We start from the raw sequence: 20,044 nt of genomic DNA on the forward strand, positions 1-20,044 counted from the left end.
TCCATTTTAATCATGGACTCTCTTTTTTGTGGCGGCATGATTTATTTGACCGCTCCTGGATCAGTAGCTAGAAGCCATTGGCTGATGGCCCCTTCCACAGGATTGGCAGACTCATTGCTGCGGGAAGTCAGAATGGACGGCACCACCCTCTTCGTTATTTTATCCAAGGGGATTTTAATGCTGTCCTGCTCCGCGATTGCCACTTGGGTGATCATGGATACGACTTCTGACTTGAACAGATGCTCCTGTTCTTTTCTTCGATCGGTAATATCCGTTCCGATGGTCATGACTTGTACAATCGTTCCGTTCTCATCCAATAATGGAGCGATAATCAAGTATTCGCATGTTTCTTCACCGGATGTATTTTCATAGGATAATTCGCCGTTCCACCTTGATCCTTCTTTAGCGATTTGCCAATGGTTAAGGAAGCCGGTGTTCTGGAAATGCCCTCCGCAGATTTCCCCTATGAAGGCTCCTGTCAGTTCATCCTCGGAACTCCCTGCAAAGTCACAGAAACTTTGATTCGCATGGGTGACAGCCCCTTCCATATCGGTGACGATAATTCTCGAACCCATTTGCTCCAAGGCATTGACACTCATTGCAAAGTTCTTGTCGATCACCTTAAGTTCTGTAATATCCTGAACGGTTATCACAATGCCTTCAATAAAGTTTTCACTGGTGCGGTATGGCATGATTTTTATGCTGTACCATTTACCTGTAGTGGATTGAACTTCGTTTTCCACAGTATAAGGATTCAGCAGCACATCCTCGAGGTCCCTCAAGAAATTCTCATATTTCAATACGTGTGAAATATGATGAATTGGACGGCCGATGTCCCTTTCCATCAAATAAAAAACATTGGTTGCTTCAGGTGTGAATTGTTTAATATGAAATTCCTTATCAAGGAAGATCGTTGCAATCTTCGTATTGATAAGAAGGTTGTCCATATCATTATTCAGCTGAATCAACTCTTCGATCTTCTTTTCATATTCATTATTCACCGTAATGAGCTCTTCATTGACCGACTGAAGCTCCTCATTTGTCGACTGCAATTCTTCGTTTGCTGCTATTAATTCCTCATTGGTGGACTGCAGTTCTTCATTCGATGTTTCCAGCTCTTCGATTGTACTCTGGAGATGCTGTTTCGTCAGGTAAAGCTCCTGTTCCATTTCATTGATCCGCTGATGAATTAAAAACTCTGGATCATATGGATAGGCTTTGTATTCTTTTTTCAAAAACTCCACTTTCTTTTCTTCAAAGAAAATTCCAATGTTCCTGAAGCCGCTGTCCGTTTTGAATACCGGCTTGACCACCAGATTCAAACAATATTCACGATGATCCTTATAGCGGACCTCGATATTTTCAAAAGAAGCCTCTTCATGAGTCTCCTTCACTTTTTTGATGGCAGCGCCAATTACGACAGATAGACTTGTCGGAACGATATGGTGAATGTTGAAATTGGATTTATTCTTTGGAAAAGACAAGTATTGCTGTGCCTTGGAAGAGGAGAAGATGACTTCACTCTCATCATCTAAAATTACACACGCTTCAAGCATTTCATCCAAAAGCATCGTCGGAAAGTCATTGGCATGATTATAAGCTTTATAGCTGGTGTATTTTTCAGCCAACCGTGCATCAGCGGACCCTGGTGCGCCTCCTCTTGCCTGCTTTGCCAGCCCATTCGAAATCTGTCCTCTATCCATGGACGTATTGGAAAAGATATTCCACTTGCTGTTCAGCGTTCCGAATAGGTTTGAAAGTCTTCCCAGCGTCTCACTTGGCCCTAAGAAAAGATATCCATTTTCTTTTAATGCAAAGTGGAATAAGGAAAGGACTCTTTGCTGAAGCTCCGGCTGAAAATAAATCAGTACATTGCGGCAGCTGACCATATCCAGATCTACGAATGGCGAATCCTTGGTAATATTATGAGGAGCAAAAACGATCATCTTGCGAATGTCTTTCTTGATGACATAGTCCTCTTTATCCCGTTCAAAGTATTTCGTCTGAAAAGACTGAGGGACCGTTGCGATGATCTGTTTATTAAACCTTCCAAGACTCGCGGTTTTGATGGCGTTTTTATCCACATCCGTCGCAAAAATCTGTACTTGTATATCCATCTGCTGCTTGATAAGCTCTTCATTCAGGAGCATCGCGATCGAATACGCTTCCTGCCCTGTTGAACAAGCCGCCACCCATACCCGGATCGATTTGCTGTGATTCTTTTTCTTCTCTTCTACCAGCTTCGGGAATACTTCTTTTTCCAAATACTCAAAGGCCGGCTTATCGCGGAAGAAATGCGTCACCCCGATTAAAAGGTCCTCTTTCAGCTTTTTAACTTCTCCGGGATTTTCAAGAAGGAACTGCTTATAATCCTCTGCACTGTAGAATTTCCGCTCACAAAGATTCATCCGGCGTTCGATTCTTCTTTTGACACTATTCAGCTTGTATTGAGAGAAATCTACATTCGTACTTTTATTCAACAAAAAGAATATTTCACTTAGAATATCATCCGAAAAAATATAGCTTTTATAGTTGAAATGGCTCAAAAGGTTCTGCGGTATTTCATCTGGGGAAAGCACAAAATCCACTACCCCTTCTTCCCTCGCACTCAAAGGCATATCCCTGTATTTAGCCGAGTCATCCTGTGCAATGCATAATCCTCCTGCTTCCCGGATGCTTTTCAGTCCCCGGGTGCCGTCAGATCCGTTTCCGGAAAATACTATTCCCACTGCTTTTTCCTTGAGCTGATGCGCCATCGATTCAAATAGTTCATCAATGGGAAAATGAGGGCTCCTTGAAGAAGGGTATGGAGCAAGCTTGATTTTCCGATTTGAATCAACGGTTATATAAAAGCTCGGCGGACATAAGTAAATGGTTTTTTCACTTATGGTCATTCCGTCTTCAGCGGTGATAATGTCCATGTCTGTTGCCTTTTTCAATAGTTCAGGCATGTAGCTTCGATAGTTTGGAGATAAATGCTGAACCACGACAAACGAGAAAAATTGTCCATCCTCCATTGAATGGAAAAACTGCTCGATTGCCTCCAAACCACCTGCAGAAGCACCGATGCCAATTATGGCAGTAGATGCTTTCGTATCGATAGTCATAATAGACCTCCTAGTAATCTATTATTACCATTCTATCAGAATATTAGAGGAATAGCACCTTTCCTAAACTGCTTTAAAGCATAAAAGGGTGACTGTCACGCCCCGGTTTTTGTCGAATTCAGCCACAGTGGTTCCTCTTCTTATTAGAGAAATGGAAATGCTCATACTAGATTGGAGCAAAAATAGCTGGCGGCGCATACGATGGTGATTTTCGCCTAATCTCTCAGCCATCTGCTTTTTCCAAATAAATAATTGACCATTCATATAAAGAAAGCCACACTCCCAACTAGGACTGTGGCTTTAACATATTATTATATCTTCTCCAGCTCGCTGCCGAGATATTTCGCCAGTTCGAGCATGCCGAATTTTCCTGCTTTCTCTTCCGCATCTGAATTGTAGTTGGTATTCGTATTGACGTCATACGTATAGACATTGCCTTCATGGTCTTGAATCATTTCAATGCCTGCTACGTCAATTCCGCTTCCTTTCAAAAATGCCTCGTATTTCTCAATGATCGGATGGCTGAATCCATCTAAGATCTCGAACTTCGGCTTTGTTTCTTTTTCTTCTCCTACCGGGCAGAACATATCCTCGATGCTGCAGGCGTCCGCCGGACATAACTCAAACCCTTCAGAAGTATCCACCCGGACCGCATACATAAACTTGCCGCCAATGAATTCACATCGAATGATGTATGGCTCGGGAGCCTGGATGTATTCCTGGATCAACGTGATGCCATCGATCGGCTCTTCAAAATCAGGGCCATTCACATAGGATTTCAAACCTTCAATTGTATGGAAAAGCTGGACGCCGAGCCCCTTCCCTGCACGATTGTGCTTTGTGATGAATGGAACCGCACCGATTTTCTCCGCAGCCTGCACTATTGCTTCCGTACCTGATGCAGCAATCGTCTTCGGTGTTTGGATGCCGAACTCATTCAACTTCATATATTGGTTGACCTTGCTGACCTCTAACCGGATGGCCCTGCTGCCATTCACCACCCGGCGATTGTTTTTCTCCAGCCAGACAAGCGCCGCTTCAGTGAGCTCTGGAGCAAACCGGTGATTCCTCGTATGGGAAGACGCGCTGATGCGGTTGTAAAACACACCTTCTGGCGGCAGTTCATCAAGATTGACCATTCCTTGGTCTAAAAACCATTCTTCATAAGGAAGTTCTAATTTAATCAAACGTTTGATTAAATGATCAGTCCACTCGCTATTTTCATGGATGACATATATTTTCTTCATGCTGCACCTCCTGTATTCGTTTCTAATTAATATGATAAATCAGAAAATCATATTAAACAATTCCTATCACTTTCCTATGATTAGATAAAATTACAAGAATATTTTATAATAAGGATATGCTAATTTAGATGAGGTGATTTTGATGACATTATTACAGGATATCTTAAGCTACAATGAAAAGTTTGTATCAGAAAAGCTCTATGAGGACTACATCACGACCAAGTCTCCAAATAAGAAGCTTGTCATTCTCGGATGCATGGATACGCGATTGGTAGAATTGCTTCCGAAAGCATTGAATATCAAAAATGGCGACGTCAAATTCGTTAAAAACGCCGGCGCAACAGTGATGCATCCATTTGGAAGTATCATGCGCAGCCTTCTAGTAGCAGTCTATGAACTCAATGCCGACGAAGTAATGGTTATCGGGCACCATGACTGTGGGATGAGCTCCATCAAGAGCGATGAAACCCTCAAAAAAATGCTGGACCGCGGTGTTTCAGAAGAAACGATGGAAACCCTCAATTACTCCGGCATCAACCTTGAAGAATGGCTTCGAGGCTTTGACAGCGTCCAAGAAAACGTACAAAACAGTGTCAGCATGATTAAAAACCATCCGCTTATGGACAAAAAAGTTCCAGTCCACGGCTTGGTCATCGACCCTGGAACAGGGAAGCTGGACTTGCTGATCAACGGATACGAAGACGACCAAAAATAAGACAAAAATGTGCCGCACCCTCGCTGAATGAGGCTGCGGCATTTTTATGTTTATTTCACTTCACGTTATTCCAAAATCTTATCAAAGCAGTAATAGCATTGATGTCCTTCAGGCTTCGATTGGAAGTGGACTTCCCCTCTTTTTATGTACCCCATGGATTCGTACAGTTTCAACGCATGTTCATTTCCCGAAAAGGCATCGAGCCGAATGCTGCTGTACCCTTTCTCTGTCGCGATATTTTCACTATGTTGAACGAGTTCTTTCCCTATCCCTTTCCCCTGCCGATAAGGGTGGACGCAAAGGGCATGTATGATTAGGTCATTGCCATCTTCATTTCCCCAATGTACGGAACCCCATTCATCACTTTCATATTCGTTAAGGACTACGGCGCCAATGATTTCTTCTTCCTCAACTGCAACATAAAGTTCCTTATCCTCTATCCAGTCTTTGACGAATTCCTCGTTTGGGTAGTTGTCATCCCATTGATAAATATCTTTTTTCAACAGTTCTTTCTTGCACAATGAATAGAGTTCCGCTGCTTCCTTGCTTTCATTCTCCGTGGCCAGCATCATTTTCATTTGGATCCCTCATGTCTCTTGTCATTTTGGTACGAATGTTAATTCTTCAAATCCCCTCCTTTTTCCTCTCTTGAAGAAAGAAAAGTTGTCCGCAGGCATATATATGTGAAAAGGGGGATTGATTATGGCAAATTGGTGGATTACGACAATTATGCTTGCTTTCATACTATTTTGCGCAGGTAGTTTTTTTATTCATTTTTTAAAAAGAACACTCCATACCGAAGATTCAACAAGAATCGATCCAGATCCGGAATGGCCTGATCCGGAAGAGTATAAGGAAGAATAAAAAAACCAGGAAGCTTGTCCAACTCTTCTTTAGAGAGGCAAGCATTCCTGGTTCTTTTTTAACTCATTATGCAGACTGTTCTGCTTTTCCGTCTTCTTCGGCTTTCTTGTTCTTGGAATAGCCAAGGACAAGAACGATGACTGTGATACAGCCGGCAATGATATATCTCAATCCATGGGAAAGGCTCAATAGATCATTGACGTGGTCATCTTTCAGAAGCATTTCGCCAGCCGTCCAAGCAAGAATTCCTGCTCCGGCATAGGCAATCCATTTGTAGCGGTCCATCAATTTTACGATCATTTTGGAACCGAAAATCATGATCGGGATGCTGATCAGTACGCCGATCGCAATCATGCCAAGATGTCCGTTGGCAGCACCGGCAACGGCTACTACGTTGTCCAGACTCATGACTGCATCCGCCACAACGATTGTTCCGATCGCTTTCATCACACCGCTTTGTCCCTTGATATTAGCTTCGCCTTCTTCTTCTACAAGCACTTTATACGCAATCCATAGAAGAAGCAATCCACCAACGATGTTGACGAAAGGCAATTTAAGCAAGTATACAATAACTGCGGCAAACAGGATGCGCAAGATGACAGCACCTGCAGTACCCCAGAAGATCGCTTTATTTTGCTGCTCTGCCGGAAGGTTCCTTGTTGCCATGGCAATGACAACTGCATTGTCCCCTGAAAGGATGATATCAAGCGCAACAATCTTCAAAAGTACAACGACAGCTGCACCAGACAGAGCCAAACCTAGCACATACGAGAAATCCATTTAAACTCCACCTCTAAAATTATTTATACGTTTCTAGTAATATCAATTACTATCATACCGTATTAGCAATATGAGAGCAAACTCCCAGTAATATGGATAAAATAATTATACTATATAAATTCAGGAATGAAAAATCCATTCCTTTCCTTCATTGCTAGAAGGAAAAACGTGTTTAATCCAGCGAGCGTTTCAAGCTTTGTATAGAGGCAGAAACGAGGCTGGAATCCTTCTTATCCATCCCGTAGACGGCCAATACAGCGGCAGTATAGACAGCTTTAAATCGCGCCAGTTGGAGAAGATCATCATCCACTTCCCCGTATTCTTCAAAAAAGAAGCATCGGCTATCCTTAGGCAGAAAGCTGTAAACAATGGATAGGTCAACGGCGGGATTTCCAATATGGACGTCCCCCCAATCGATAATGCCACTGATAGTATGCTTCTCATCCACGAGAATATTCCGGATATGCAAATCGCCATGGCACAAAGCCTTAGGACTTTCGTAGTCAATGTGGGTTAGTGAATCGGTAAATGTTCGCCACTTTTCTTCCCATTTCCAATGACCGGATTCCATCAGCACTTCCATATTTTCCTTCATTTTATCTTTTCTTTTTTCAATATCCACTCTGTAAAGCCTGTCATATGGGACGCCAAGCTCCACAGCTTTTTCAATGGGAAAATGGTGAATTTTCTTCAGCATCTTACCGAGGAGCCTGGCAGATTCCTCCCCGTTTATTTTACTCAAATCAGTTGGTACGCTTCCCTTCACATATTTATATCCTAAGAACGGCCATGGATAACTATGGTCCGGTTTACCGTAAAACAAGGGATCAGGAATATCGAGAGGAGCATCGCTGCTTAATCGGGGAAGGATTATCCCTTCTGTCTCAATCAGCGGCACGGCAATCTCCCTCCTCGGAAACCGGAAAAGATAGTCGCCGTTCACCTGGTAGATGGTATTATCGAAGCCCTCTCCAATTTTCGCAACTTCCACCGGAGCAATCTCCGGGAACTGCGACTCAATTAATTGTACAGCTAATTCAGCATCGACAATGAATTCTGCTTCCCATGGCTTGGTCATTCTTCATGCTCCCTTCTATTTAGAATTCTTCCCCGAACAAAAGAAAAACCGGCAGCTTTTGCTATTCACCGGTTTTTGCTGTGCTGGATGCTTATGTATTTATAATAAGTGAATAGTCATGCTACTCCGCCAGTGAATGTTTAAACGCGTAGATGACGGCCTGTGTACGGTCCTGGACATTCAGCTTTGCCAGAATGTTGCTGACGTGGGTCTTGGCTGTTTTTAACGCAATGAACAGTTCATCAGCGATTTCCTGATTCGTTTTTCCTTTTGCCATTAAAAGAAGGATTTCCATCTCTCGGTTGGTCAGTTCTTCATGCGGTTCCTTCGCCCCGCGATTCCGCATTTTGGCCATCATCTTTCCGGTTACTTCCGGTTCGAGAATGGACTGGCCTTTGTATGTAGCCCTTACAGCTTCCGCAATTTCGCTGGCTTTGGAGGTCTTGAGCATATAGCTTGCCGCTCCTGCTTCAAGGGCAGGATAGACTTTTTCATCATCAAGGAAGCTTGTGACGATGATGATTTTCGCTTCCGGCCATTTTGCCATTATGGCGCTTGTTGCTTCAATTCCATCCATTTCAGGCATCACGAGATCCATTAAGATTATATCTGGCTTGAGGTCTAAAGCAAGCTCGACTGCCCCGGCTCCGTTCTCTGCCTCTCCTACAACCTCTATATCCGGCTGTGCGGACAAATAGGATGCAACACCGATCCGCACCATTTCGTGGTCATCCGCAAAGAGAACTCTAATCATGATTATCACCTTCTATCGTAATCTTCGGGACTCTCACTTCCAGGCGCGTCCCTTTATTTTGCAAACTGACAATCTTCAGTGTACCGCCGATTTCCAATGCCCGTTCATGCATATTTTGAAGACCGTAGGACCCAGCTTTTTCTTTTTCAACATTAAAGCCGACTCCGTTGTCCGAGATGCGAAGAATGATCAGCTGATCCCTTTCGATAAGCAGGACGTCAAGACTCGAGGCTTTGGAATGACGGAGCGTATTAGAGACCGATTCCTGGAGGATCCTGAAGAGGTGGTCTTCAATCCCCTTATCCAATTCAAGTGGTTCGACTTTCCATTGAATATCCATGGGGACTTTTTGAACTAATTCTTCAAGCAGCTCCCTGATTCCTTCCTCCAGCGATTTTCCTTTTAATGCGGCCGGACGGAGGTGCAGGAGAAGTGCCCTCATTTCCAGCTGAGACTGCTGGATCATCTGCTCTACCATTTTCAACTGCTTCGTTTCAGGTGAATCTGCTGGACGGGGATATTCGGTGATGGCTGACATCATCATGGATGCGGCGAACAATTGCTGACTGACGGAATCATGAAGTTCCCTTGCCAGGCGATTGCGTTCTTGGGAGACGATTTCCTGGATGCGCTTCTCCTGATCCTCTGCCTTCTCGGTTGCAAGCTTTTGGGAAAGCTTTGTCTGTTCAATGATATGATTTTTCACTCTATCCACTTGCTGTTCTATTGAGGCCAGTTCAGTGATTTTGATAGGTTCTTTCTTTTTGGCTATATGGCCGCTTAGCACTTGGGTTAATTCTTCTTTAACGGATTTGAATTGTCTGCTCCACGAGATTCCAGAGAACAATCCGGCACCGATGCCGATTAATAAACTTAAAGTAGGAACGACCATGACAAATGGCAGATCCATAATTTTCCTGGTCCAAATCAATGACCAATCTTCTAATGGAAAAGCAAGAAAAAACACGATTGATAAGCCGATAAAAAGGAGGACAGAGATCATCAATCCGAATAGAATCTGACGTTGAATCACACTCATGATCTCTTCACCTCTAGATTCCCGACGAGCATAGAGGTCAATATCTTCACGCGCTGCCCTGCCATTTCAAAGCCTTCAGAACGGTATTGGACGCAGTAGTTAAAAACGGACGGCTCCTCGTTCTCGAAAATGGATACAGAACCTGCAATGACGGAATGGTGGATGCTGACCTCCGTTTCGTATGGCACGAGCACCTTTACATTCCCTACGATATTCTTAATCAATATGATTGATTCTCCAGCCGGCAGAACGGTGTTGCTCAGGTCGATGATGGTATCTCCGATGCCCGTCTGTATGTTGATATCTTCCCATTCATAGGAATGATCCGGCGTCGACTGGGATCCGAACCACTGATTTCGGATGTACGGGTTCTTAATAAAGCCTTTTTCTTGATGAATCGGCGTCTTCTCCAAGTTGATTTTCGGAGCGATTACCTCTGGCCTCTTTTTGGACATCCAAAATTGAATAAGTACATATCCGATGATGGCAATGATCAGCAGTCTGAAGGTGATCAGATTGAAAATGGTCACAATCAGAATGATGATTCCGATCCAAAAAAGAAAGTTCCTTTTTTTGCCGTCTCTCCGTTTTTTCCTTCCGAGGTAAATAAGGACACCTGAAACAAACAAAGAAAAAATGGCGTCCCCATTATGGAAGGAAAGTTCAAAAACGAGGAGCAATATTCCGATAAGGATGATCCAGCTCAGCTCATCCCCTTTAATCTTATCCATCATATGGGTCCGCCCCCCTTTGCCTTGAAATATATGTTCATTTTATTATTATCAGCGAAAAGGCACAGTTGTCCTGCGCCTTTTTAGAATACCATGTTTTACCTACGAAATAGTATGAGTTTCTTTATTTTTTGCTTCTTTTTCTAGCAGAGCGATTTTCGCCTCAATCGTTTCACGGTAATAAGCACTGTTCACTTTCTGCTCCAGGCTGTCCAAGTAATTTTCCATTTCGTTGAAGTGAGCATTGGACCCCGCAGATGCTGCTGATTGATCCAGCACTTTGTTCATTTGATGGTGGGCTCTCACGATATTTTCCCTGCCCATCAACTCAAGTCGCTTTAAGTTCATGTCTTTCAATTTATGTTTCATGCTTTCATATTTTCTTTCAAGCTCATTCAGCTGGGCAGAGGCTTTCTGTAAGGATGCTGAGAGCGCATTTGCCCGTTCTTCATACTGAAGCTGCTCTTTCTGTGCAAAGTCATGAAGCTCCTGCTCTCCTGCCTTTTCGGCCACTTCTGCCTGATACTTTCTCTTTTCCGCCATTTCCACCGCTATATGATGCTCTTTTACAAACTCTTCTTTCAATAAATATTGTCGTTCAACCAGCTTTCTTGTCTTTTCGACTTCTGCTTCACATTGGCGAAGGTATTGGTTTAACACAGCAATGGGATTTTTCTGCTCTTTTTGATCAAGCAGATCATGCAAATCTGCCTCAATTGAATTTTTGATTCTGAAAAATAAGCTGCCCATGGATCAATCTCTCCTTTTTTGTATGTTTTAGTGGTGATGCTTTTCAGGGATTACTTTTTCAGTTGAGCCCATTCGCGTTCGAAATTTGCAAATGGATCGTGTTTATCTGTACGATTTTCTTTTTGCCCGTTCCAGTTTTTATAGACCAGAAATAGCACCCATGCAGCTGCAATTCCTAAAATCGCCGGTACATTGGAAGCAGAAGCTAAAAGGGCAATGACCCCGATGCTGGCCCAGAGGATTTTTTTAAACGTGGAATCCGCTCTCATGAACCTCTTGAATGCGTAGTACAGGATCACCAGGCTCACTGCCAGCCCGACAAGCGGACCGACGTGTGTCAAAAGCACAATCCCCGCGATACCTCCGACTAATAGAAGACCAATTTTTTTCATGTTCCCTTCCTCCTTTCTTATACCTCTATCCTACCTGGATTCCTTGGTTCTCATAACGAGCCTCCGCTTTATTTTCAACTAAGGCTTGAGGCTTAGAAGGGAGTACGGCTACAAATAAAACAGGGCGTAACAGTCACCAAAGCAATGGTGACTGGCACGCCCCGACATTTGTCGAATGATCTTATCTTCTTGAATAGTCATTGAACAGCCGGCCGAAGAACATGGGCATTTCGATTTTTTTGCAGATGGTTGCGTAATGCAGCAGACACAGGAGAAGCGCCCCTGAATTCATCGCCAGAATGATCCCGTTCATTTGCAGGGACGGCATTGCCCCCATTATATAGATCATGGTAAATGTGACGACCGTCGCAATGACGGAATGGAAGAAGGCATCCTTCACCAAACCAAGTCCGATTAGGAAAGCCTGCATCGGCGTGATGAAATAATGGAATAAGAAAAATGGCCAAAGCAGCTGCAGGTAATATTCAGCATCGGACGAATGGAAAAACAGCTGCGTCAGCCGCTCCCCCTCAAAGGAAAACAAGAGGATGGCCGGGACGCCGTATAAAAAAGTAAAGATCAGCACTTTTTGCAGCAGGCTTTGAAGCGCCTCCCTGTTTCGTTTCGAATAATGTTCTGAAACGGTTGGGATCAAAATGATTAGGAGTGAATGGGCGATGAATGCTGGAAAGAAGCCTATGGTGAACGCCACCCCTGTGAGGATTCCAAATTGTTCAGTGGACATGGTTTCGGTCAATCCTGCATGCATCAGGGCGGTTTTGATCAAGAAAGGCTGCACAGCCGCTGTCAGCGCATGAAAAATCCGAAGAGCCGTCGTTGGTACTGACACTGCAAGCAGATCCTTCCTGACGACCTTCCCTTCTGTATGGTGATGGACTTTTCGCTTTTTGATATCTTGGTATTGAATGAAATAAGCAATCATCAAATAGATGAGAATGACCAGCTCAGACCCGATCAACGTGCATATCGCTACCAGAAGCGCTTTTTCCATTGTGAAATCAAACCATTTATACAAATAGACTAAGAATACCAGCTGGAGGAATTTCCGCAAAAAGTTTGCCGCTGCAATCTTCCCCATCTGCTGGATGCCCATGAAGTAGCCCCTTGCAACAGAAGAGATCGATATGACAGGAATCAACGCCAGAAGAAGCCACCTTAAAATCGGATGATAGTGGTTGAAGACAGGAATGGCGGGAAATACCGCAAGCGCAGCCAAGCTGAATGCAATGGTGGAATACAGCGCAAATTTAAAAGCATGTCCGAGCATGCTTTTATGGTACTTCTCTTCTTTCTCGGCAATCATTTTGGAAATGGAGATGGGCAGTTCGAGGGAAGCAATGACGACCACCAAAAAAATAAAAGGCATTATGGACATATATAAACCCATCCCATGCGCCCCGATTTCCTTTGCCAGAACCATATTAATGAAAAATTCAAGGCATTCGCCCGCAAATGCCACAGCGATCAATAGGATGGAACCCCTTAAGAATGTATTCATCTTTTCTCTCCTCGTCTTACGGTCATACCTTAAAGATATGAGACAAGTCCTAAAAATATTTTTCAAAAAATAAAGAGAAAAATCGGGAGCATATCCGCCCGTTTTGCCGCCGGGGAAAGAGGATATGTAAGTAGAATAGAATGGAATCGTGGCTGCTTTGCATAAAATAAAGACAATAAAGAATAAAGGAGGGATTTCCGTTGGTCCGTTTTTTGTTGAACCTTGCCGCATTTCTATTGATGGTAGCCGTCAACGCCTTGGCAAATATCATCCCTTTCAATGGACAGACAACAGGTGAAATATCGAACCGCCTCCATGTCCTGTTCACTCCGGCCGGCTATGTTTTTTCTATCTGGGGATTGATCTACCTTTTGACCGGGATCTGGGTCCTGAGAGAACTTCCGAAAAAGAGAAGGGATCTTCCTCTTTATACCACAACGAGCGGTCTATTCATTTGGAGCAGCCTCCTGAATACGGCTTGGATTTTCCTCTGGCATTTTGAATTTTTCTTTTTCACCGTCGTCGTCATGGTGCTGCTTCTATTGACCCTCATCAAGCTGTATACCCGCATCCAGGCAGTTGACCACTCCTTTTGGGATATTCTGCCCTTCTCGGTGTACCTGGGGTGGATCAGTGTTGCCACGATTGCGAACATCAGCTACGTCCTCACGTTTTATGGATGGAATGGATTCGGACTCTCAGATGTCACCTGGACCGTCATCCTGCTTTTGTCAGGGACATTCCTGGCCCTTTTCTTCAGATGGAAAAATCACGATTGGGTCTATCCGCTTGTATTCATTTGGGCTTTTGTCGGAATTGGCGTCAAAAATCAAGCAAGCACCCCGACAGTCGCTTACATCGCTTATGGACTGGCAGCGGTCATTCTGATCGGTATATTTCTCTTTCGCAACCCAAAAATTGAAACATAAAAAATAGGGATGAAAACGGGGATTCTGCTTGCCCCATTTTTTTGTTGGTGATTTGTTTGGAAAAAAACGCTTCCCCTTCGCATAAAATAGCGTTAGCACCTTTATGGGAGGTTTCGATATGGGGATTGTGACAGGAGCTGAATTCATCAGACGCATCGATCAGCTGAATAACGAGGTATGGATCAATGGAGAAAAAGTTCAAGGGAAGATTTCCGAACACCAAGCTTTTAAAGGAATATTAAAGAGCAAAGCTTCTCTTTACGATATGCAGCATATGCCAAGCCATCGGGAATTCCTGACATACAGGGAGCCAAAAAAAGGATCACTCGCCAACTTCTCCTTTAAATGTCCTGTCTCAAAACAGGATCTGATTGAAAGACGGAAGGCAACGGAATTATGGGCATCGGCAAATGCAGGATTGATGGGACGATCTCCTGACTATATTAATTCTGCCATCATGTCTCTCGGAGCTGCCTCCAAATTGTTGGGGACGAACAACCCTGAATTCGGCAAGAACATCGAAAAGCTTTTGGAAAATGCCATACAAAACGATTTATCCTTCACACATACCTTCATCAACCCGCAGACAAATCGTTCAGTTTCCTACTTTGAAGGGGAGGATGATGTCATCGCTGCACGTGTTGTGGACGAAACACCAGAGGGCATCGTCATCAAAGGGGCTCGCCTTCTCGCCACACAGGGGGGGATCACAGATGAACTGCTTGTCCTTCCGGCTGGCGGCAATTTCATTGATGAATCCTACATATACGGGTTCATCATCCCTTCAAATACACCCGGCTTAAAATTTTTGTGCCGCGAGTCTTTTGTCTATTCGGATTCTTCTTTTGATCATCCGCTCTCCACACGGTTTGAGGAGATTGATTCCATCGTTGTTTTCGATAACGTGCTCGTCCCTTGGGATAAGGTCTTTTTATATAAGGATTTGAATGTTGCATTTGCCATGAGCCAGGAAGTGGATATGTTCACCCTCCTTTCCTACCAGGCTGTCACCCGCCAGGTGGTGAAAACGGAGTTCCTGCTCGGACTTGCAGAGAAGATGATTCAGACAATCAATATCAGTGAGCATCAGCATGTAAAAGAAAAATGCAGCGAAATCATCGTAAATTTAGAAATTATGAAAGCTTTGCTTCTGGCCTCGGAGACGAATTGTTCGTTCAATGAATGGGGAATGATGACGCCTGATGCAAATCCCCTCAATGCTGCGATCATTTACTATCCAAAAATTTATCCGCGGATGGTGGAAATCCTTCATTTGCTTGGAGCGAGCGGACTGATTTCCATTCCAGGGGAAAAGGATTTCAATTCGGAGATTATCCGGCCGGAGCTTGATAAATATTTGCAGGGTGCTGCCTCTACGGCCGAGGAGCGTGTGAAGATATACCGGCTGGCTTGGGACTTGACGATGAGCGCATTCGGCTCAAGACAGACGTTGTATGAAAGGTTCTTCTTCGGGGATCCGATAAAATTATCGACCTCCCTCTATAATGGCTACGATAAAAACCGCTTCGTGGATATGGTAAAGGAATTTTTGAAGTGAGCGCATAAACACCTCCAAAAGGAACCATGTTACTTGTTAAGGAGGTGTTTCTCCATGAACAAAGAAAACAGCCCAAAATACACTTCTGCCGGTACGGACATTGATGAAGTCAAAAGACAGGATGCCAATTCCGGCCTGACCTACAACCAGGTAAAAAAACTGATTGCAGACACCGTTAGCGGCCACGAAGTCCAAAACTTCAATGCCCAGCGGACCGAGCAGGAATAAAAAAGAGCAATGCCCACGCTGCGGGCATTGCTCTTATGTTTTCTATTACAGGTCGAATTCTCGAGTTCGACGTTTCTTTTTCTTTCTGAATTTGCCAATGGTCTCGTATACGATCGGTACAATGAGTAGTGTAAGCAAGGTTGAACTTGTCAATCCTCCGATTACAGTCACACCGAGGCCTTTCGAGATGAAGCCGCTGCCTTCCAATCCGAGTGCCAACGGAAGCAATGCACCGATTGTGGCAATCGCCGTCATCAGGATTGGGCGCAAACGAGTCATTCCAGCCTCCAGCAGTGCCTCTCTGGTGGATAAGCCTTCCTGCTCTTTATGAATAACCCTGTCAATCAAGACAATGGCGTTCGTGACTACAATTCCAATCAGCATCAATGCGCCGATCATTGCGGAAATGCTCAACGTTTCTCCTGATATCAGCAAGCCAAGAACGCCGCCGATGACCGTAAATGGCAGGGAGAATAGGATGGCAAACGGCGCCAATCCTCCACCGAATGTGATAACGAGAATCAGGTACACGATCGCAATCGCTGCGAGCATGGCCAGACCAAGCTGTGTAAAGGATTCTTTAATATCTTCTGTCACCCCGCCCATGGAAATCTCCATGTTGGAAGGGACATCGATCTTATCGACTTCTTTCTGCAGGCTGGCTGAAGCTTTCGACACATCCTTCGTGGTCGGCTCTCCGCTCACTTCTACAAATATCCGGCCGTCCCTGCGTGAAATGGTATTGGAAGTCTTTCCTTCCTTCACCTCTGCAATATCTTTTACAGAGATTTGCATTCCAAGAGGCGACTGGATTTTCTTGCTTGTCAAATCATCTATATTTTTGTAATTGCTCTTTTCAACCCCAAGATAGACGTTGACCTCTTCCCCATCTTTGATGACAGTGGTCAAGACAGGGCGCTGGCGCTGCGGGCTCAATGCCATTCCTACCTGAGCGGGAGTCAGGCCATACTGGCTCAGCTTTTCCTGGTCGACAGAAAGCGTGTATTCATCATACGTTTCAGACATGCTGGAGTCGACGTTCTTAAAGTCCTTCAGCCCTTTCATGGCTTTCTCGCCTTTGTTCACAACAGGTTCGATTTCCTTCATATTCTCTCCGTAAACGTATAGGGAGATCTTATTGGAAGCGCCCCCGCCTCCAAAGCTTTGGGATTCCCAGGTCCCTATGTCCGTCGTTTTCTGCAGGTCTTTGATAACTTTTTCTTTCTCTTTTTCAAAGTCTGGCGTGTCGTCTTTATAAGACACGTAGAATAATGCATTATTCGAGCTGCCCGGATTCATCGGGTTCTCCCCTCCGACCGAGTACTGGATCGTTGTTGCATACTTTTGTTTCTCAAAGTAGCTCTGAGCTTTTTCCGCCGCTTTTTCCACTTCTTCAAGCGTCTGACCCGGATCAGGCTTGAATGTCGCGATGACCATCTTATCTTCTTCAGAAGACAAGAAGCTGACGCCGACGACTGGCAGAAGCGCTAAACTTCCTGCGAGCATCAAAACAGCAATGATAGAAGTAATGATTTTATGATTGAGGGACCACGTCAGTGCCCGTTTGTATCCTCTTGTCAATTTGCTTGGCTTATCTTCCCTGTGAGGCTTTTTCTTCACGCCTTTTTTAAACAGCGCATGCGCCATCATCGGAACAATCGTCACGGCAACAAGAAGGGATGCCAAAAGTGAAAAGACGATGGTCAAAGCAAACGGCAGGAACAGTTCCCCTATCATGCCTTTCACTAAGCCGAGCGGCAGGAATACCGCGATAGTCACGATTGTAGAAGAAGCAATCGGCTTAAACATTTCCTTTGTTGCTTCTCTGATTAGGACGCCGCCTTTTAGCGTTTCATCCTTCAATGACATCCGCCTGTAAATATTCTCAATGACAACGATCGAGTCATCGATGACCCGTCCAATTGCTACGGTCATTGCACCAAGCGTCATGATATTCAATGTGATATCCATCTGCTTCAACAGAAGGACAGCAATCAATAATGACAGCGGGATCGAGATGATCGAGATGATCGTCGTTTTAAAATCCCTTAAGAACAGCATGATGATAATGACAGCAAACAATGCGCCAAAGATCGCTTTGTTCAGCATTGTGCTTACTGATTTTTCAATCGGCTTACCTTGATCGAACGTCGTTACAATATCGAGGCCGTCATGTGTTTTTTCGAGTTCTTTAATTTGCTTCTTAACTTCGTTTGCCACATCCACCGTGTTCGCATCAGAAGCCTTCACAATTTGAATCCCGATGGACTCTTTTCCATTGGTACGTGAAATGGATTCTGCTTTCCCGGTGAATTTAATATCAGCAATATCTTTTAAAGGTACAGTCGGCAATTTAATAGCAGCCGCTGACCCTTGAGCTGCATTTGGCATTCCCGCTTTTTGGCCAACCGTGCCTTGAGGCTGCTGCGCAGACCCATTTTGCCCGCCGGCACCTTTCATTGCAGAGCCTGCTGAAGCTTGTCCACCTTGTCCTGCAGAGCCCGCTGAAGGAATGACAGGGATTTTAATATTTTTCAAATCATCCAAAGAGGCAACTTTTCCATCGACCACAACGGATTTTTCCGTATCTGAAAACGTGAAAAGGCCAAGCGGGAAGGACACGTTGGATCCCTTTATGAAATTTTTGACGGTTTCCTCGTCCATTCCCAATGCTTTCAACTTATCCTGTTTAAATACGATTTCTGCTTCTTCCAGCTGCTGGCCGGAAATCTGCACGGAGGAAACACCATCGATGCCTTCTAGCACAGGCAGGATGTCCCTCTCAGTTTCTTTTGTCAATTTGGCCAGTGATTGGCTATCATTCGAAGCACTTAAAGCCATGATTGGAAATGCATTGAAGCTTAGTCTGGAAACATCGGGATCCTTTACACCATCTGGAAGACTGATGTCCCCAAGAGCTTCCTTCACCTCATTTTCAGCATCATCCATATTCTTTTCAAAATTATATTCAATCTGAATGGCAGACGCATTTTGATAAGAGGTTGAGCTGACCATCTTCACTCCATTTAAGCCTTTGATTCTCTGTTCAAGAGGCTTAGAGATTTTATCTGCAACTTCAGATGGCGTAGCTCCTGGATACACCGTAGTCACTGTAATAATCGGCGTTGTGATATTCGGAATCGTTTCGAGCTTCATATTAAAGCCAGAATAAAGACCGGCCGCCGCAATAATCATTGTAATAAGCCATATGGCGAATTTATTCTTTAGCGAAAAATTGATAATGCTGTTCATCTCGCCCCTCCACTCTATTTTATGTATTTTAGGATTGACCAATCAGTCATAACAACTCATAATATAACTGACCAGTCGGTTATGAGTCAACTTTAAATGTTACATTTTAACAAAATAGACACTTTGAAATAACGTGACCAATCGGTCATAATATAAGCAACACTATCTCTTGATGCAGGGAGCGTTCATGATGAAGGAAAAGGAAAAATTAATCATAGAAACAGGAATCAAGCTGTTTGCCACAAAAGGCTTTACCGCTACTTCCATACAAGAAATCGCGACAGAATGCAGTATTTCAAAAGGCGCCTTCTATTTATATTTCAAATCAAAAGAAGCACTGCTATTAGCCATTTTCGAATATTACTATTCCCGCATCCAAGAGCGCGTGAAAGAAATTGATAATCAGCCGCTCCAACCACGGGAACGCTTCGTCAAACAAATCCATTGCCACTATGATGAAATCAGCAAGCATAAAGAATTTATCATCATGCAGGTAAGGGAGCATGCAATCCCCTTCAATGAAGCAATCGAAACATTCATCCGTAATATGCGGGTAAGTTCCAATCTTTACTACCAAAGGATTCTGATGGAGATCTACGGCGATGCCATCACGCCATACATATGGGACATGACTGTCATGCTGCAGGGAATCTTCCATTCTTTCCTTGAACTGATCATCTTCGAAGTCACAGAACTTAATCTTGATCATCTTTCCCATTACCTCTTAAAGAGGGCAGATGATTTGGTCAAAGGATTGACAGGGAGTGATCCTGAAAAAGAAAAACCAATCCTGTCGACAGATGCCATGAACAAGCTGCTGGCTGAAAAAGTGCTTCATCCGCAAAAAACTAAGAGAGACTTATTAGCTGCCATTGATGATGCAAAAGAGAGATTTTATGACCACCCTAAAAAAGAAGATATCACTATTACTCTTGAGGTTCTGGAAGAGGAAATCAAGCGGGAAGAGTCCAGAGCTCCAGTAATCCAGGGAATGCTGGCTAATTTCAGCTCTTTCCCTGAGCTCACTGATTTGAAAAGTCTTATTGAAGAATTCTTTTTTGCAGAAAAAAAATAAAAAAGCTCAACAAAAAGCAGGAGGCA

Annotated in this window: 18 protein-coding genes; 6 read left to right on the plus strand and 12 right to left on the minus strand. The window is 44.0% G+C overall.

The features are described from left to right. Positions 1 to 41: 41 nt before the first annotated feature. Both DFR59_RS10900 and DFR59_RS10905 read right to left on the minus strand, forming a co-directional pair. Complete coding sequence (locus DFR59_RS10900) at positions 42 to 3,107, minus strand: CheR family methyltransferase (protein ID WP_114745668.1); 3,066 nt, start codon at positions 3,105 to 3,107, stop codon at positions 42 to 44. 311 nt (positions 3,108 to 3,418) lie between these two features. Continuing rightward, entirely contained in the window at positions 3,419 to 4,354 is a 936-nt protein-coding gene (locus DFR59_RS10905; RefSeq protein ID WP_114745669.1) for an ATP-grasp domain-containing protein, read from the minus strand. A 142-nt stretch (positions 4,355 to 4,496) separates the two neighbouring features. Between DFR59_RS10905 and DFR59_RS10910 the strand changes: the two genes are divergently transcribed. Further along, a complete protein-coding gene (locus DFR59_RS10910; RefSeq protein WP_114745670.1) occupies positions 4,497 to 5,069 on the plus strand; it encodes a beta-class carbonic anhydrase in 573 nt (190 codons plus the stop codon). A 65-nt stretch (positions 5,070 to 5,134) separates the two neighbouring features. On the opposite strand, the gene DFR59_RS10915 is transcribed toward DFR59_RS10910, so the two are convergent. Continuing rightward, positions 5,135 to 5,647, minus strand: a complete 513-nt coding sequence (locus tag DFR59_RS10915; protein ID WP_114745671.1) for a GNAT family N-acetyltransferase — start codon at positions 5,645 to 5,647, stop codon at positions 5,135 to 5,137. A gap of 124 nt (positions 5,648 to 5,771) precedes the next feature. On the opposite strand from DFR59_RS10915, the gene DFR59_RS20260 reads away from it, so the two are divergent. Beyond that, the gene (locus tag DFR59_RS20260) at positions 5,772 to 5,933 is read left to right on the plus strand and encodes a hypothetical protein (protein WP_170137275.1); all 162 of its coding nucleotides are present in this window, start codon (positions 5,772 to 5,774) and stop codon (positions 5,931 to 5,933) included. A 66-nt stretch (positions 5,934 to 5,999) separates the two neighbouring features. Here DFR59_RS20260 and DFR59_RS10920 read toward each other — a convergent pair whose 3' ends face one another. The 8 genes from DFR59_RS10920 to DFR59_RS10955 form a co-directional block, all read right to left on the minus strand. Beyond that, the gene (locus DFR59_RS10920; RefSeq protein ID WP_114745672.1) at positions 6,000 to 6,713 is read right to left on the minus strand and encodes a TerC family protein; all 714 of its coding nucleotides are present in this window, start codon (positions 6,711 to 6,713) and stop codon (positions 6,000 to 6,002) included. Positions 6,714 to 6,885: 172 nt separating this feature from the next. Then, positions 6,886 to 7,791, minus strand: coding sequence for a phosphotransferase (locus DFR59_RS10925; protein WP_114745673.1), 906 nt, complete (start codon positions 7,789 to 7,791; stop codon positions 6,886 to 6,888). A 121-nt stretch (positions 7,792 to 7,912) separates the two neighbouring features. Then, entirely contained in the window at positions 7,913 to 8,545 is a 633-nt protein-coding gene (locus DFR59_RS10930) for a response regulator transcription factor (protein ID WP_114745674.1), read from the minus strand. Further along, entirely contained in the window at positions 8,538 to 9,584 is a 1,047-nt protein-coding gene (locus tag DFR59_RS10935; protein WP_114745675.1) for a sensor histidine kinase, read from the minus strand. Before DFR59_RS10935 ends, DFR59_RS10930 begins: the two co-directional genes overlap by 8 nt. After that, entirely contained in the window at positions 9,581 to 10,318 is a 738-nt protein-coding gene (gene liaF / locus DFR59_RS10940) for a cell wall-active antibiotics response protein LiaF (RefSeq protein ID WP_114745676.1), read from the minus strand. The genes DFR59_RS10935 and liaF overlap by 4 nt, the downstream gene beginning before the upstream one ends. 99 nt (positions 10,319 to 10,417) lie before the next feature. After that, complete coding sequence (locus tag DFR59_RS10945) at positions 10,418 to 11,065, minus strand: PspA/IM30 family protein (RefSeq protein ID WP_114745677.1); 648 nt, start codon at positions 11,063 to 11,065, stop codon at positions 10,418 to 10,420. Positions 11,066 to 11,115: 50 nt separating this feature from the next. Continuing rightward, positions 11,116 to 11,457 carry a lmo0954 family membrane protein gene (locus DFR59_RS10950; RefSeq protein WP_114745678.1) on the minus strand — a complete coding sequence of 114 codons (342 nt, stop codon included), beginning with the start codon at positions 11,455 to 11,457 and terminating at the stop codon, positions 11,116 to 11,118. A gap of 181 nt (positions 11,458 to 11,638) precedes the next feature. After that, positions 11,639 to 12,976, minus strand: a complete 1,338-nt coding sequence (locus DFR59_RS10955; protein ID WP_114745679.1) for a polysaccharide biosynthesis protein — start codon at positions 12,974 to 12,976, stop codon at positions 11,639 to 11,641. 200 nt (positions 12,977 to 13,176) lie between these two features. Here DFR59_RS10955 and DFR59_RS10960 point away from each other — a divergent pair, with 200 nt between their 5' ends. From DFR59_RS10960 to DFR59_RS20265, 3 genes are all read left to right on the plus strand, one after another. Further along, positions 13,177 to 13,905: a tryptophan-rich sensory protein gene (locus DFR59_RS10960; RefSeq protein ID WP_114745680.1), complete on the plus strand. Its 729-nt coding sequence runs from the start codon at positions 13,177 to 13,179 to the stop codon at positions 13,903 to 13,905. 118 nt (positions 13,906 to 14,023) lie between these two features. Next, positions 14,024 to 15,463, plus strand: a complete 1,440-nt coding sequence (gene hpaB, locus DFR59_RS10965) for a 4-hydroxyphenylacetate 3-monooxygenase, oxygenase component (RefSeq protein WP_114745681.1) — start codon at positions 14,024 to 14,026, stop codon at positions 15,461 to 15,463. Positions 15,464 to 15,517: 54 nt separating this feature from the next. Next, entirely contained in the window at positions 15,518 to 15,691 is a 174-nt protein-coding gene (locus DFR59_RS20265) for a hypothetical protein (protein WP_170137276.1), read from the plus strand. A gap of 45 nt (positions 15,692 to 15,736) precedes the next feature. On the opposite strand, the gene DFR59_RS10970 is transcribed toward DFR59_RS20265, so the two are convergent. Continuing rightward, positions 15,737 to 18,943, minus strand: coding sequence for an efflux RND transporter permease subunit (locus tag DFR59_RS10970; protein ID WP_114745682.1), 3,207 nt, complete (start codon positions 18,941 to 18,943; stop codon positions 15,737 to 15,739). Positions 18,944 to 19,133: 190 nt separating this feature from the next. Between DFR59_RS10970 and DFR59_RS10975 the strand changes: the two genes are divergently transcribed. Further along, a complete protein-coding gene (locus DFR59_RS10975; RefSeq protein ID WP_114745683.1) occupies positions 19,134 to 20,018 on the plus strand; it encodes a TetR/AcrR family transcriptional regulator in 885 nt (294 codons plus the stop codon). The last annotated feature ends 26 nt before the right edge of the window (positions 20,019 to 20,044 follow it).

The sequence above is a fragment of the Falsibacillus pallidus genome, assembly GCF_003350505.1.
GTDB lineage: Bacteria > Bacillota > Bacilli > Bacillales > DSM-25281 > Falsibacillus > Falsibacillus pallidus.

Bases quoted from the DNA above. Each gene is read 5' to 3' on its own strand.
- DFR59_RS10900 (WP_114745668.1), bottom strand. From the start codon at position 3,107: ATGACTATCGATACGAAAGCATCTACTGCCATAATTGGCATCGGTGCT.
- DFR59_RS10905 (WP_114745669.1), bottom strand. From the start codon at position 4,354: ATGAAGAAAATATATGTCATCCATGAAAATAGCGAGTGGACTGATCAT.
- DFR59_RS10910 (WP_114745670.1), top strand. From the start codon at position 4,497: ATGACATTATTACAGGATATCTTAAGCTACAATGAAAAGTTTGTATCA.
- DFR59_RS10915 (WP_114745671.1), bottom strand. From the start codon at position 5,647: ATGAAAATGATGCTGGCCACGGAGAATGAAAGCAAGGAAGCAGCGGAA.
- DFR59_RS20260 (WP_170137275.1), top strand. From the start codon at position 5,772: ATGGCAAATTGGTGGATTACGACAATTATGCTTGCTTTCATACTATTT.
- DFR59_RS10920 (WP_114745672.1), bottom strand. From the start codon at position 6,713: ATGGATTTCTCGTATGTGCTAGGTTTGGCTCTGTCTGGTGCAGCTGTC.
- DFR59_RS10925 (WP_114745673.1), bottom strand. From the start codon at position 7,791: ATGACCAAGCCATGGGAAGCAGAATTCATTGTCGATGCTGAATTAGCT.
- DFR59_RS10930 (WP_114745674.1), bottom strand. From the start codon at position 8,545: ATGATTAGAGTTCTCTTTGCGGATGACCACGAAATGGTGCGGATCGGT.
- DFR59_RS10935 (WP_114745675.1), bottom strand. From the start codon at position 9,584: ATGAGTGTGATTCAACGTCAGATTCTATTCGGATTGATGATCTCTGTC.
- liaF (WP_114745676.1), bottom strand. From the start codon at position 10,318: ATGATGGATAAGATTAAAGGGGATGAGCTGAGCTGGATCATCCTTATC.
- DFR59_RS10945 (WP_114745677.1), bottom strand. From the start codon at position 11,065: ATGGGCAGCTTATTTTTCAGAATCAAAAATTCAATTGAGGCAGATTTG.
- DFR59_RS10950 (WP_114745678.1), bottom strand. From the start codon at position 11,457: ATGAAAAAAATTGGTCTTCTATTAGTCGGAGGTATCGCGGGGATTGTG.
- DFR59_RS10955 (WP_114745679.1), bottom strand. From the start codon at position 12,976: ATGAATACATTCTTAAGGGGTTCCATCCTATTGATCGCTGTGGCATTT.
- hpaB (WP_114745681.1), top strand. From the start codon at position 14,024: ATGGGGATTGTGACAGGAGCTGAATTCATCAGACGCATCGATCAGCTG.
- DFR59_RS20265 (WP_170137276.1), top strand. From the start codon at position 15,518: ATGAACAAAGAAAACAGCCCAAAATACACTTCTGCCGGTACGGACATT.
- DFR59_RS10970 (WP_114745682.1), bottom strand. From the start codon at position 18,943: ATGAACAGCATTATCAATTTTTCGCTAAAGAATAAATTCGCCATATGG.
- DFR59_RS10975 (WP_114745683.1), top strand. From the start codon at position 19,134: ATGAAGGAAAAGGAAAAATTAATCATAGAAACAGGAATCAAGCTGTTT.